15 protein-coding genes and 1 pseudogene are annotated in these 13,375 nt (G+C 55.4%); 7 read left to right on the top strand and 9 right to left on the bottom strand.

All coding sequences use genetic code 11. The features are described from left to right. Positions 1 to 77 precede the first annotated feature (77 nt). The 5 genes from EPE01S_RS18705 to EPE01S_RS24120 all read left to right on the top strand — a co-directional run bounded on the left by EPE01S_RS18705 (position 78) and on the right by EPE01S_RS24120 (position 5,538). The gene (locus tag EPE01S_RS18705; protein WP_062748176.1) at positions 78 to 1,211 is read left to right on the top strand and encodes a slipin family protein; all 1,134 of its coding nucleotides are present in this window, start codon (positions 78 to 80) and stop codon (positions 1,209 to 1,211) included. Between the two features lie 2 nt (positions 1,212 to 1,213). Beyond that, positions 1,214 to 2,431: an RtcB family protein gene (locus tag EPE01S_RS18700; protein WP_062748172.1), complete on the top strand. Its 1,218-nt coding sequence runs from the start codon at positions 1,214 to 1,216 to the stop codon at positions 2,429 to 2,431. Positions 2,432 to 2,441: 10 nt separating this feature from the next. Further along, the gene (locus tag EPE01S_RS18695) at positions 2,442 to 3,230 is read left to right on the top strand and encodes a nucleotidyltransferase domain-containing protein (protein WP_062748170.1); all 789 of its coding nucleotides are present in this window, start codon (positions 2,442 to 2,444) and stop codon (positions 3,228 to 3,230) included. Positions 3,231 to 3,413: 183 nt separating this feature from the next. Further along, positions 3,414 to 4,766, top strand: a complete 1,353-nt coding sequence (gorA, locus tag EPE01S_RS18690; protein ID WP_062748169.1) for a glutathione-disulfide reductase — start codon at positions 3,414 to 3,416, stop codon at positions 4,764 to 4,766. Positions 4,767 to 5,190: 424 nt separating this feature from the next. After that, a complete protein-coding gene (locus tag EPE01S_RS24120; protein ID WP_373279689.1) occupies positions 5,191 to 5,538 on the top strand; it encodes a transglycosylase domain-containing protein in 348 nt (115 codons plus the stop codon). Here the strand turns inward: EPE01S_RS24120 and EPE01S_RS23665 are convergent. From EPE01S_RS23665 to EPE01S_RS18675, 3 genes are all read right to left on the bottom strand, one after another. Further along, the gene (locus EPE01S_RS23665; RefSeq protein ID WP_167550589.1) at positions 5,473 to 5,775 is read right to left on the bottom strand and encodes a hypothetical protein; all 303 of its coding nucleotides are present in this window, start codon (positions 5,773 to 5,775) and stop codon (positions 5,473 to 5,475) included. The genes EPE01S_RS24120 and EPE01S_RS23665 overlap by 66 nt on opposite strands. Next, a complete protein-coding gene (locus EPE01S_RS24115; protein WP_062748165.1) occupies positions 5,738 to 6,130 on the bottom strand; it encodes a hypothetical protein in 393 nt (130 codons plus the stop codon). Before EPE01S_RS24115 ends, EPE01S_RS23665 begins: the two co-directional genes overlap by 38 nt. Before the next feature lie 274 nt (positions 6,131 to 6,404). Next, complete coding sequence (locus EPE01S_RS18675) at positions 6,405 to 7,325, bottom strand: substrate-binding domain-containing protein (RefSeq protein ID WP_240343550.1); 921 nt, start codon at positions 7,323 to 7,325, stop codon at positions 6,405 to 6,407. A gap of 182 nt (positions 7,326 to 7,507) precedes the next feature. Between EPE01S_RS18675 and EPE01S_RS18670 the strand changes: the two genes are divergently transcribed. Both EPE01S_RS18670 and EPE01S_RS18665 read left to right on the top strand, forming a co-directional pair. Further along, positions 7,508 to 8,485 (top strand): hypothetical protein, encoded by a 978-nt coding sequence (locus EPE01S_RS18670; protein WP_062748163.1) that lies wholly within the window; start codon positions 7,508 to 7,510, stop codon positions 8,483 to 8,485. Positions 8,486 to 8,508: 23 nt separating this feature from the next. After that, positions 8,509 to 9,369 carry a hypothetical protein gene (locus tag EPE01S_RS18665; protein WP_157076033.1) on the top strand — a complete coding sequence of 287 codons (861 nt, stop codon included), beginning with the start codon at positions 8,509 to 8,511 and terminating at the stop codon, positions 9,367 to 9,369. Between the two features lie 17 nt (positions 9,370 to 9,386). Here EPE01S_RS18665 and EPE01S_RS18660 read toward each other — a convergent pair whose 3' ends face one another. The 6 genes and pseudogenes from EPE01S_RS18660 to EPE01S_RS23510 all read right to left on the bottom strand — a co-directional run. Continuing rightward, the gene (locus EPE01S_RS18660; protein WP_062748156.1) at positions 9,387 to 10,055 is read right to left on the bottom strand and encodes a HipA domain-containing protein; all 669 of its coding nucleotides are present in this window, start codon (positions 10,053 to 10,055) and stop codon (positions 9,387 to 9,389) included. 17 nt (positions 10,056 to 10,072) lie between these two features. Continuing rightward, entirely contained in the window at positions 10,073 to 10,387 is a 315-nt protein-coding gene (locus EPE01S_RS18655; RefSeq protein WP_062748154.1) for a HipA N-terminal domain-containing protein, read from the bottom strand. Continuing rightward, on the bottom strand, positions 10,372 to 10,698 hold the full coding sequence (locus EPE01S_RS23965; protein ID WP_072277482.1) for a helix-turn-helix domain-containing protein: 327 nt from the start codon (positions 10,696 to 10,698) through the stop codon (positions 10,372 to 10,374). The genes EPE01S_RS18655 and EPE01S_RS23965 overlap by 16 nt, the downstream gene beginning before the upstream one ends. A 104-nt stretch (positions 10,699 to 10,802) precedes the next feature. Beyond that, positions 10,803 to 12,674 carry an amidohydrolase gene (locus EPE01S_RS18645; protein ID WP_174522436.1) on the bottom strand — a complete coding sequence of 624 codons (1,872 nt, stop codon included), beginning with the start codon at positions 12,672 to 12,674 and terminating at the stop codon, positions 10,803 to 10,805. After that, positions 12,664 to 13,248, bottom strand: coding sequence for an antibiotic biosynthesis monooxygenase (locus tag EPE01S_RS18640; RefSeq protein WP_062748150.1), 585 nt, complete (start codon positions 13,246 to 13,248; stop codon positions 12,664 to 12,666). Before EPE01S_RS18640 ends, EPE01S_RS18645 begins: the two co-directional genes overlap by 11 nt. A gap of 39 nt (positions 13,249 to 13,287) precedes the next feature. After that, positions 13,288 to 13,375 (bottom strand): annotated as a pseudogene (locus EPE01S_RS23510) (hydrolase); the annotation flags it as partial.

The following is a 13,375-nucleotide window of genomic DNA, read 5'->3' as shown; positions in this document are numbered from 1 at the left end:
GGGTGCCGCTCAGATGCTCCCCCAGGCTTCACGCTGACGCCCGTGCTCCGTGGTGCACCTTAAATGAAGGAGAAAAGATGTTCAGACATATCACCATACGGAAAGGTCAAATCGCGTTGCTGTCAAAGAACGACGAATACCAACAGATTTTGCCGGCCGGGGAGCACCGACTCCGCGACTGGCGACGCCAGCTCAAGGTCGCGACCTTTGAGCTTCAACAGCCGCTGGACAGCGTGCTGGCCGACTACCTGCAGCAGTATCATCCCGAGTGGGTGAGCACGTTCTGCCAGACGGTCGCCGTGCCAGAAACCCACGTCGGGCTGCACTATAAAAGCGACCAGCTGGTGGAGATCCTGCCGCCAGGTACGCGCCGCCTGTGGTGGCTGAACGGCGGCCCGCAGCGCGTCGAATTACTGTCGACCGATACGGTAGCAATCCCGGCGGCCCTCGTCGCCAGTCTGATGCAGCCCCAGCTCCGTCAGCACGTGGTCACCGGCAATGCTGGCGTCCTGCTGGTGCAGGTGCCGGCCTGGCATGTGGGTATCCTGAAGGTCGACGGCATGCCGCAGGCACTGTTGTCGCCTGGCGCCAGCGGCTACTGGCGCTTTAACCATCAGGTCGACGTGGAGGTGGTGGATACCCGCGTACAGGCGCTGGAAGTCAGCGGCCAGGAGATCCTGACGCGTGATAAAGTCAGCCTGCGCATCAACCTGGCGGCTAACTGGCGGTACAGCGATGTGATGAGCGCGTATGCGCAGCTGACCAAACCGCTGGAATACCTCTACCGTGAGCTGCAGTTTGCGCTGCGTGAGGCCGTGGGCACGCGCAGCCTGGATGAACTGCTGGAAAACAAGCAGGCGATCGATGAGCTGGTGAGCACGCAGATCCGGCAGAATGTCGCGGCGTACGGCATGGAAGTGGCCTCCCTCGGGGTGAAAGACATCATCCTGCCGGGTGAGATGAAGACCATTCTTACCCGCCTGGTGGAGGCGGAAAAGTCCGCCCAGGCTAACGTGATCCGCCGGCGTGAAGAGACGGCCGCCACCCGATCGCTGCTGAACACGGCCAAAGTGATGGAAAACAACCCGGTCGCACTGCGCCTGAAAGAGCTGGAAACCCTGGAAAGGGTGGCAGAACGCATTGATAAGATTTCCGTTTTCGGCGGCCTGGATCAGGTGCTGAACGGACTGGTACAGATAAAAGGACAGTGACCATGAGCATGCAACAGCTGACCGCGCCAGGCGCGGCCGTCATAAAAATGTGGACCGAAGGCGTGCCGGTGGACGTGAAAGCCCAGCAGCAGCTGCTGAATACGGCACGGATGCCGTTTATCTATAAACATCTGGCGGTGATGCCGGATGTGCACGTTGGCAAAGGTTCGACCATCGGCAGTGTCATCCCGACGAAAGGGGCCATTATCCCGGCGGCAGTGGGCGTGGATATTGGCTGCGGCATGATCGCGGTGCGCACCTCGCTGCTGGCCAGCGATCTGCCGGATAACCTGCTGGGTATCCGCACGGCGATTGAACGCGCGGTGCCACACGGCCGCAGTACGGGCCGCGCCCGTCACGATCGGGGGGCGTGGCAGTCGCCGCCGCAGGCGGTAGACAGCCACTGGCAGGTGCTGGCAGCGGGGTTTAAACGCATTACCGACAAATACCCGGCGCTGCTGAAAACCAACCACTATCACCACCTCGGCACGCTGGGCACCGGTAACCACTTTATTGAGCTGTGTCTGGATGAAGCCCAGCGGGTGTGGGTGATGCTGCACAGTGGTTCCCGTGGGGTCGGCAATGCCATCGGCAACCTGTTTATTACCCTCGCCCGTGAGGACATGCGCCAGCACATCGCCAATCTGCCGGATCGCGATCTGGCCTATTTCAGCGAAGGCAGCCAGCACTTTGCCGACTACCTGGAGGCGGTGGAATGGGCGCAGGAATTTGCGCGGCATAACCGCCAGGTGATGATGCAACAGACACTGACGGCACTGGCTCAGGCCCTGCCGAAGGCGTTTATCGCTGAAGAGCAGGCGGTTAACTGCCACCACAACTATGTGCAGCGTGAACAGCACTTTGGTGAAGAGGTGCTGATCACCCGCAAAGGCGCGGTGTCGGCACGGAAAGGTGAAATGGGGATTATTCCCGGCTCAATGGGTGCCAAAAGCTTTATCGTGCGCGGACTGGGCAATGAAGAGAGTTTCTGTTCGTGCAGCCATGGTGCCGGGCGGGTGATGAGCCGTACCGAAGCCAAAAGCCGCTTCACGATCGCCGACCAGCAGCGCGCCACGGCACACGTGGAGTGCCGCAAAGACAGCAACGTCATCGATGAAATCCCGATGGCTTATAAAGATATTGATGCGGTGATGGCTGCCCAGGCGTCACTGGTGGAAATAGTGCATACGCTGCGTCAGGTGGTGTGTGTAAAAGGATAAGGAACAGGAAATGAGAACGGAAGAAGCCGTCAGCCCGGCCATGCGGGAACGGGTGCTGGCGGCATTAAACGCGATTGAAGCCCGCCACAATGTGCGCGTGCTGTATGCCTGCGAATCCGGCAGCCGGGGCTGGGGATTTGCCTCCCCCGACAGTGACTACGATGTGCGCTTTATCTATGTGCATCAACCCGAGTGGTATCTGCGCGTCGAGCCACCGCGCGATGTGATCGAACTGCCGATCGACAGTGAGCTGGACGTCTGCGGCTGGGAGCTGCGTAAAACGCTGGGGCTGCTGAAAGCGGCCAACCCGACGCTGATGGAGTGGCTGGATTCGCCGCTGGTCTACCGCCAGCACCCGGATACGGTGCAGGCATTACGCAGTCTGGTGCCGGACTTCTTCAGCGATCTGCGGGCGCGCTATCACTACCTGTCGATGGCGAAGAAGAATTTTCGTGGCTATTTACAGGGCGAACAGGTACGGCTGAAAAAGTATTTCTACGTGCTGCGTCCGCTGCTGGCAGTGCTGTGGATTGAAGCCGGGAGAGGCGCTCCGCCGATGCGTTTTGACCGGCTGATGGCAGAAACAGTCAGCGATCCGCTGCTGCGGGCGGAGATTGACGCTCTGCTGGTGAGTAAGCGCCAGGCGGGCGAAGCGGAGATCGGCCCGCGCCGCGAGCACATCCATGCCTTTATTGAACATCAGCTGGCCCGGCAGGATCGCCCGCCGCTATCCGATGCGCCGCGCCGCGATGCCAGCGCCCTGAACCGCCTGCTGATGCAGACCGTGCTGACACCGTAATACCATAAGGCACAGGGTTCGCTCTGTGCCTTCCCCTATCACAATCATAGACGCAACCTTTGCGGCTTTTCCCCTTGTGGCGTTACACTCTACGCCAGCTGATTTAACTCAATCAGGGTCTGTCCAGACCGGCGTCATCGTTGCAGCCAGTTTGGACAGACTCTCACTTAAACGGAAGACTCGATGACCAGACATTATGACTACCTTGCTATCGGCGGCGGCAGCGGCGGAATCGCCTCCATTAACCGTGCAGCCATGCACGGACAGAAATGTGCGCTGATCGAAGCGAAAGAACTGGGCGGCACCTGCGTTAACGTTGGTTGCGTGCCGAAGAAAGTGATGTGGCATGCGGCCCAGATTGCTGAAGCGATCCATAACTACGGCCCGGATTACGGCTTCGATACCACCGTTAACCAGTTCAACTGGGACGTGCTGCTGAAAAACCGCAGCGCCTATATCGACCGTATTCACACCTCTTACGACAACGTGCTGGGCAAGAATAACGTTGACGTGATCAAAGGTTATGCCCGTTTCGTTGACGCACACACCGTGGAAGTTAACGGCGAGAAGATCACTGCCGACCATATTCTGATTGCTACCGGCGGTCGCCCAACCCAGCCGACCATTCCGGGTGCGGAGCATGGTATTAACTCCGATGGCTTCTTTGAACTGCAGGCCCTGCCAAAACGTACGGCGGTCGTCGGTGCCGGTTATATTGCCGTGGAGATTGCCGGCGTACTGAATGCGCTGGGTTCTGAAACCCACCTTTACGTGCGTAAACATGCCCCGCTGCGCAGCTTCGATCCGCTGATCGTCGACACGCTGGTGGAAGTGATGAACACCGAAGGCCCGACGCTGCACACCGAATCGATCCCGAAAGCGGTAGTGAAAAATGCCGATGGCAGCCTGACCTTACAGCTGGAAAACGGCAAAGAGCAGACGGTAGACTGCCTGGTGTGGGCAATTGGCCGTGAGCCGATGACCGACAACCTGAACCTGGACGTCACCGGCGTCAAACTGAATGAAAAGGGCTACATCAGCGTCGATAAATACCAGAACACCAACGTTAAAGGTATTTACGCCGTCGGTGATAACACCGGCGCCGTTGAGCTGACCCCGGTGGCTGTCGCCGCAGGCCGTCGCCTGTCCGAGCGCCTGTTTAACAACAAACCGGACGAGCATCTGGATTACAGCAACGTCCCCACCGTGGTCTTCAGCCATCCGCCGATCGGTACGGTAGGCCTGAGCGAGCCGGAAGCGCGTGAGAAGTTTGGTGATGACCAGGTGAAAGTCTACAAATCGTCATTCACCGCCATGTACACCGCCGTCACACAGCATCGCCAGCCGTGCCGCATGAAGCTGGTGTGCGTGGGTGCCGATGAGAAAATCGTCGGGATCCACGGTATCGGCTACGGCATGGACGAGATGCTGCAGGGCTTCGCCGTGGCGCTGAAAATGGGCGCGACCAAGAAAGACTTCGACAATACCGTGGCGATTCACCCGACCGGATCAGAAGAGTTTGTCACCATGCGTTAACGGCATTTTATAACAGAGAATCAGTGTAAGCCGGTTCTCTGTCACTTTTCTATTCTGAAAAAATAATTTACATTGCACTCTAACACTCAAATAAATTATATTCATAAAAGGACTAATATTTATAAACCATCCAATAAATATATTTAAAGAGAACGCTGAGCACCATGAACAAAAATTCAAAGCCAAGAAATGGGATTTTTTTTCACTCTATCAGGAGCATCTTGATATCCATGAATAAAGATCTTTTCTTAATTCAATATAAAATGGATACATACCAACCCGATTTCGATGAAATTCATTATCTCATCATGGCTCTTGAAGACAGAAGATTTATGTCACATAGAGGCGTTGATTATAAGCCAATAATAAGAGAGTTTTTTAAAAAAATTCGAGAAAAAAACATGGAGGTGCGAACACTATTGATATGCAGATGGTTAGAACTATAACCAATTACAAAGAAATAACATTAAAGAGAAAAACATATGAAATTATTCTAGCATTTTCAGTAAATTTCAAATACTCCAAAAAACAAATAATTAATTGTTATTTGCAAAATGCATATTTTGGGTATGATTTAATAGGATTGGAGTCAGCTTGTCATAAGGTATACGGAAAAAAATCTTCTGATCTTAACCTACACGAAAAAGCAAGAATAGCGGCTATGCTTTTGAGACCAAGACCAAAAAAACCAAGCGAAAAATGGGAGTTAGCGGTTAAATCTAGAGCGGCTTATGCGCAATCGGTGAGGATGCGGATGGAAAATAGCAATTAATAAAGTTAGCGTACTCGCATACTGAAGGTTATTAGCTTCCATAGGGACACCATCAGCATTAGCAATATTTTCTAAATATTCATCTAGCTTAGAAGATATTGACGCACTAATTTCATTGGCGCTCACAACTAATTCATGAATTAAATAAAAAGCATTGTTAACATCACTTATACAATTCCCCTCTTTGTTATCAATACAACTACTTATGAATGAATGTATATTTTTTAAAACGATCATGAACCAACTTCTCGATTCGATTTGCTGTTCCAAAAAGTTTGTAATTATTCAACTCTATAAAAATAAAATTTATGCTTTTATTCCATTCGGAAACTGAATTTCTATAATCATCCCTCTCTTTATCAGTGATTCTACATTCACTAATCGATGTTAGCAAAGAAGTTGCCCGGTATAACCTATCACTTGATAACTTCTCGAATAGCACCCTAACTTCTTTTAATTCAGTGGCTTTTTTTTCATATACCTTGAAGTATATTTGTATTTGTGCATTTCTCTTTTGAAATAAAAATGATATATAAACCCCAACACCTCCAGTAAGTAGAAAAGTCAATATTATCTTTGCTAAATCGCTCATAAAACCTCAAATTTTTTTTAATTCTCACATGCTGTTTAATTGTAAAAAATCAACTAAGAGTTTTATAAACCCAACATTTTACTCCATCTTTTTTATCATAAACATTTTACTTATGAAGCTGAAAAAAACACACACCAACACTTAAGCTTGCCATTGCCATTGCCATTGCCATTGCCATTGCCATTGCCAGATATTATCTTTCAACAGCCCCTCCGACCGAATGATCATAGAGGCAACTGGTAGACTAGTCTTAAAAGTTGATACTCTGAAATCATCAGCTGCGGCTGGCGCAGCCGCACTGAGACATTTCGCCGTGCTCTTCCCGGCTCAGATGGGAATGGCGGATTTTCAATTCACCGGTGCGCCATGCGCCCTGTTCATCCGCCCGGTTATCCAGCAGGCGGTTCAGCGCTTCAGCAATTTGCAGATCGCCACGCTGTGCCCAGGTGGTCAGGCTCCACATCGACGAACGGGCTTCGCCCACGTCGTCAAATCCCACCACGCCGATATGTGCCCCCTCGCCAAAATCACGGATCGCCTGCATGGCACCAAAGGCCAGCACGTCATTTTCGCAGAACAGCCCGTCAATACGCTCAGAGGCCCAGGTGGTTTTCAGGTAGGTCATCATCGCTTCATATGCCTTCTCCCGGTCAGACTGCCCAGCCACCAGCACGCTGTTCAGCGTTTTACCCGCGCCCTGCAGGCTGGCCGCGTAGCCCTCCATCCGCCGCAGCGGTGACGGGGATGCCGGCCCTTTCAGAAAGCCGAAACGCTGATAGCCCTGCGACAACAGCAGGTGGCCAATCTGCTCTCCGGCCGCATAATCATCCACGCCGATCGCCGCTTCCCCTTCTCTTGCCGCACTGTGGCAGACATGGATGGCAGGAAGCGGATATCGCGCTGTCATCGCGGCAAGCTGTTCCGCGCTGAGGTGATGGGCAAGAAACAGCAGCGCATCGACCGGTAACGGCCTGCCCGTACGTAAAACCGCCTGACAGCTGGCATCGTCACCGACATTTAACAGCAGCGTACCGGCTCCACGCAGGTTAAGCTGGCGCGTCACCTCATTCAACAGCGTCAGGGTATACGGATTGCTGAATTCGCCGGCAACAACGCCAATAATCGGTTGCCTGTCCGGCGGCGTCGTGGCGGTGAGAGGCTGCGTCGGATTTTCTGACAGAAATGTATTCATCATGAGGTAAGCTGTGGCGCTCCGGTGGCGGAAACTGGGGTGGACAGAATAGAGGAATCCCGCACTCGTCAAAAGAACGGTGCCGCAGATATGTGATTTCGCACGCCTTTAGCGGGGAGCAGCCTCCCTGCATTGATCAATTTTCACCGGCTCAGGCAGCGTGCCGCGCCGGACTAAGGGACCCCATGAAATTAATTTCGTTTTCTGCGCTGGTACTGTCCAGTCTGTTCGCCTGCGGCGCGGCCTCACAGGCCAAAACGTTAGAGGAATTCAACCACGGGCCTACCGCCTATGGCAGCATGGGCGACCTCGCGACAGAACCGCATTTAGTGGCAGAGTTTAAAGACAAAAAGTTCGTTTGCCGCAGCGGGGAAGCCGCCACGCCGCAGGAGAGCCCGGCGGCAGCGGCCGCTTTTCGCCAGCTGGTTGACTATGCGGCGATTGGCGATGCGAAAGACAATTTCTGGCTGGATGCCGGGAACAGGAAAAAGCGTGAAGATCTGCTGGCGGCCGCCGTCAAAGCCGGAAGCTGGAAAGCCGCGTATCTGGACAGCCTGTGGACGCTGCGTTATCCCGCCAGCCCGGAAGCCACGACGCAGGCGAATGCCACCCTGCAAAAACTGATTGAGCAGGACGTCCCGATCGTCACCTACACGTATGCCTCCTCACTTTACGGCCGTGACTACAAGACGATGTACCGCCTGCTGTCGACCGACGTCGATCGCGGCAGCCCACAGGCGATGACGCTGATCGGGGGAACCCTTGTTCCCCAGGCCAGGGCGATGCATCCGCTGGCGAAATCCCTGCTGGAATGTGCCGTTAAGCAGGGGTACGCCCCGGCGTATGCCAGCCTCGGCAAACTGGCCTGGATGGAGGGGCATCGTTTAGACGCTTACCGCCTGTGGGCAAAAGGGATAAACCTGGGATGTGATGCCTGCAGCGAACCCCTTGAGTCGCTGGCCCGCGTGCGTGCCGGCTATCGCCCCACGGATCCGATGCTGAATCTGATGCCGGAGCTGGCGGCGATTAATGCCTTTTACGACAGCAACTTTTTCTATTCATTAAGCGGGTTGCGCGACTTTGAACGCCCGCTGCCGGAAAAACTGACCTTTCACCTCAACGATAAAGAGCTGTTAGCGCTGCTGAAAGCAGAACAGGGCTGATGGCCGTTCCGGGAGAGTTAACGATGAAATCGTTACTGCTTTGTCTCATCGCACTACTTTCAGGCTGTGATAACGCCAGTGCGCCAGTGACCCGCACCGTTAAGGTGTGGCTGGGCGATGCCACAGACGACATGCAGTCCGCGCTGGGCGACGACCTGACCCGCGACTGTGACGACACGATGTGCTGGTATAATTTCACCAAGCCCTCGCAAAGCGGCAATACGCTTAATCTGATCCTCGGCGGCGATCGCCCTTTCACTATCGACGGGGTGTTCTCTTTCACCGCCCCGGTCTACAAAGAGAACCACAACCGTTTTGATGAGATTAACCTCTACCCCCTCGGCCTGCCGGAAGACAGCCTGCTGGCGGAGAGTCGCACGTGGTTCTATCAACTGGTTGGCCGCCTTCAGACCGCCGGATGGCAGCGTTTTATTATGCAGGATGAACCGCGGCTGCCGGGGTCCGAAGTGGCGAACGCCGCGCGGATTGAACAGGTGATGACCACATCCAGCCTCACAACGCCGTTTAACGATCCGTCATGGCCTGTTAATAACGCACAGTGGCGGGCGCTGCCCTTTTTAGCGGACTGGTATTTTTATCGCGGTAATGAATACCTGACCCTGCGGGTACAGCGTCAGAACAGCGACACCGCCCCTGAGGAACGCGGCACTTACCTGTACACGCTGGTGTTCCGCAGTGAGCAGCAGACGTATCAGGACTATTTTCCGTATGAGGATCGTCACCGCTGGAAAACGCTGTTACCTGCGCTGTTGAAAACCATGGCGAAAGCGCGGGCAGAACAGGAAGAGAAGCTGCGGGCAGCGGGTATTAAGATTGATGAGAACTATCACGACCCGGCGATCGCTGCGCTGAAGGTGCCATAGCGCGGCGTGAAGCGCACCTATCCCAAAGCAGGCTCATCCAGAATTTGTAAACGGCTCAGGCGCTGACGATAACACCGCAGCACCGCCGCCACGGCGTCTGCCTGCATAAACGAGTCACGGTAGGTGGATTCAACCACTGCCTGCTCTTTTAGCAATCTCTTAAGCAGCGCACTGGCCAGCCTTTCACTCAGCCCCATGCTCTGACCGAGAACCAAAAAATCCATCCCAAGATATTCGCCATATTGGGTGTTAAATCCGGCGGCCACGTCTTTCTCACCCTCTTGGTCAAAGCGACGGATCACAAAAGCATATTCCAGATCATCGCCGTCATTCTCGGGCTTAAAGGGTAACAGGCCGTGTGGCGGTACATCGAATCCCAGCCGCGCCATCACCGTCATGGTGGCATATTCGTTCTCCGCCAGCTGTGGAAAATCCACCGGTGAGGGTTTGAGAATATAGTTTCCTTTACTCTCCACCACCGCAAACGCCCCGTCCTCCAGCACCATTTGCAGTTTTGGCTGGTAGCCAGAAATACTCATTCCCTGCTGCTCTTTTGGCAGATACTGCACGAACTGCGCACGGGTAAATGTCAGCTGTGGCTCAACCCGGGCTAAACCCGTCAGCATTTTCAGGCCCTTTGTCGCATAGCCCAGAGCACGTTCCCGTTCACTTTTCAGCGGGGTCATCAATATCCTGCATGTGGTCATCGTGGCTCCTCTACACTCAGTCTTACCGCGCCAATCAGATTCTCCCCGTTATGCAGCAGCATCCCGAGCAGATCCTGTTCATCGATTTTTTGCAATTGGCTGTAACGCCGTTTTAACCAGCCTTCGGGGGCTAATGAGGCAAAATAAGGATGCAATGTGTTGCGTGGAAAACGTTTTTTATCCACCGGAAGGCTTAATGAGAGCGGAGGCCCGGCATAATCCGGGCGATACTCGAACAGATAGCCCTCATCGTTCTGCGTCAGCCATCCCACCGGCTCGCCATACAGCCAGACGGTCAAACGACGGCGCATAGCTTCATCCCCAGCGCTTCGGCCACGGCATAAACGCTGCCGAACTTGACCTGTTCAGGATCTTTAAACAGGCGTTTCAGCGTGGAAGTGGATATCCCGGTTTGTAACTCAAGTGTGTAGAGATCGATACCCAGCGCTTTACGCCGCTCATTAAGCTGCATACCAAACCCGGCAAACGAATCAATCTTATGCTGCGCGGCAAAGGTGGACCCGCTGCGCTCATCTGCGGCAAACTCATTTTTCAGTTCGTTGAGTAGTACCGAAATGGTCTGAATTTTCTCTGTGGCAAAATCGCTTTTTTTGTAGCTCAACGTTAATCTTACTCACTCATTTAATTGGTAAAAAAGACCATAAATGAGCCCAAAAAAAAGCTATACGCTCTCGCGTATAGCTTCAGTTTTACGCCTGCTTATCCTCAGAACGCGAAGCAGGAACAGCCCAGCGCCCCCCAGAAGGCATTATCATCCGACACCGGCACGCCGGAGCGGCGCGCGACATCGTGCGAGTGGCGGTGTACACCACAGGAACCGCTGCACTGATGCGGCTGTGAGGCAAAGGCCACACGCCCGTTCGCCAGCGGCGGGGCGCTGCGGTAGTGGCCCGGCGTCGTCACCACCGGCGACCACTCCGGCAGAACCGGTACCGGCGGCGGTGACAGCGGGCTGAAGCGTCCTGCCGCATACACAACATCGCCATTCACCACGGTCAGTACCGATTCAATGCCTTTAATCGCCTCTTCGCTGACGCTGAAATAGTCCTGCGAAAGGATCGCCAGGTCAGCCAGCTGCCCGACTTTAATCTGGCCTTTTTTCCCCTGCTCGCTGGAGAACCAGGCGCTGCCCTGTGTCCACAGCATCAGCGCCGTTTCGCGATCCAGACGCGCCTGGGTGTCATACATCGCCATGCCACCAACGGTGCGGCCGGATACCAGCCAGTACAGCGCCGTCCACGGGTTATAGCTGGCCACGCGGGTGGCGTCGGTGCCCAGCCCCACCGGGACCCCGGCTTCCAGCATTTTCGCTACCGGCGGCGTCTGCTTCACCGCCTCATGGCCGTAGCGCTCGGCAAAATATTCACCCTGAAACGCCATACGGTGCTGTACCGCAATCCCGCCGCCCAGCGCTTTCACCCGCTCAATATTGGCTTCAGTGATGGTTTCGGCATGGTCGAAAATCCAGTGCAGGCCGTTGAACGGGATCTCACGGTTCACTTTCTCAAAGACGTTCAGCATGCGGCTGATCGACTCGTTATAGGTGGCGTGCAGGCGGAACGGCCAGCGGTGCTCGACCAGATGACGCACCACGCGCTCCAGCTCATCTTCCATACCGGGGGCCAGGTCAGGGCGCGGCTCGAGGAAATCCTCGAAGTCGGCAGCAGAGAACACCAGCATTTCGCCTGCGCCGTTATGACGGTAGAAATCCGTGCCCTGACCCGGTTTCAGCATGTCGGTCCAGCGCTCAAAATCTTCCAGCTCGTGGCCGGGACGCTGGGTAAACAGGTTATAGGCGATGCGCACCGTCAGCTGTTTTTTCTCGTGCAGTTCGCCGATCACCGCGTAATCATCCGGGTAGTTCTGAAAACCGCCGCCCGCATCGATAGCGCTGGTCAGCCCCAGCCGGTTCAGCTCGCGCATAAACTGACGGGTGGAGTTCACCTGCTGTTCCAGCGGCAGCTTCGGCCCTTTTGCCAGCGTGGAGTACAGCAGCATCGCATTGGGACGGGCGATCAGCATTCCCGTCGGGTTGCCGTTACCGTCGCGCTGGATCTCGCCCCCCGGCGGGTTTGGCGTGTCTTTGGTATAGCCCACCACGCGCAGGGCGGCGCGGTTAAGCAGCGCACGATCGTAAAGGTGCAGAATAAACACCGGCGTATCCGGGGCCGCTTCGTTGATCTCATCCAGCGTTGGCATGCGGCGCTCGGCAAACTGGAATTCGTTCCAGCCGCCGACCACGCGTACCCACTGCGGATTAGGCGTACGCAGCGCCTGCTCTTTCAGCATCCGCAGGGCATCAGCCAGCGACGGCACCCCCTCCCAGCGCAGTTCCAGGTTGTAGTTCAGCCCGCCACGGATCAGATGCAGGTGCGAGTCGTTCAGGCCCGGGATCCCGGTGTGGCCCTGCAGATCCACCACCCGGGTGTCGTCCCCGGCAAACTGCATCACTTCCGCTTCGCTGCCTACCGCGAGGAATTTACCGTCTTTTATCGCCACCGCCGTTGCCAGCGGGTTTTCACGGTCAACGGTGTGGAACTTACCGTGGGTCAGAATCAATGAGGCATTATTCATCATTACTCTCCGGGCTGATTTTCCCGCGCGGGGACAGCCAGTTTTTTAAAAGACGCGTTATCGCTGGCATCCACAGATACACCACCAGGCCGACCACGCAGGCATCGTTGAGAAAATGTCCCCACAGCGTTCCTTTGCTGACGGGCAACACCGCCCCCCAGAACCAGGGAACCAGATTGGTGGAGGGGAAAATCACCGCCAGGGTGACCAGAAACTGCTTCCACTGCTTTGGTGCCGCCCGCGCCGGATCGGCCGGGGTAAACCAGAACGCCGCGCCGGGGCGCATTTCAATATGCTCGTTCCCCGCCAGCAACCCGCCCAGCGCCGCCACGTGCGCCGCACGCTGCGTTGAGTTCAGCCACTGATAAAGATTATCCAGATTGTCGAATCTGACCAGTATGGTCCAGGTCATTTCTCCATGTACCGGCCGCAGGACGTTGACGCCCAGGTGCCCGGGGAACAGCGCGGCCTGCGGCATAATGGCTTCCAGCCAGCGTTGATAGTCAGCCTGCTTGCCGGGCAACAGGCGATGCGTAATGACCAGGGTGATATGTTCAGGCTGGTGGGGATAGTCCACGACGCGCTCCTTTATGGCCCCCCGCAGGGGGCCAGGTCATCAGGCTTTGCGGGCCGGGGCTTTATGAACCAGCGTATAGGCATAATCCACGCCCATGCCGTACGCGCCGCTGTGCTCGCGCACCAGG

It is taken from the genome of Erwinia persicina NBRC 102418, from assembly GCF_001571305.1.
In the GTDB taxonomy this organism is placed as follows: Bacteria; Pseudomonadota; Gammaproteobacteria; order Enterobacterales; family Enterobacteriaceae; genus Erwinia; species Erwinia persicina.
This window is presented reverse-complemented; position numbering and strand designations above follow the sequence as displayed.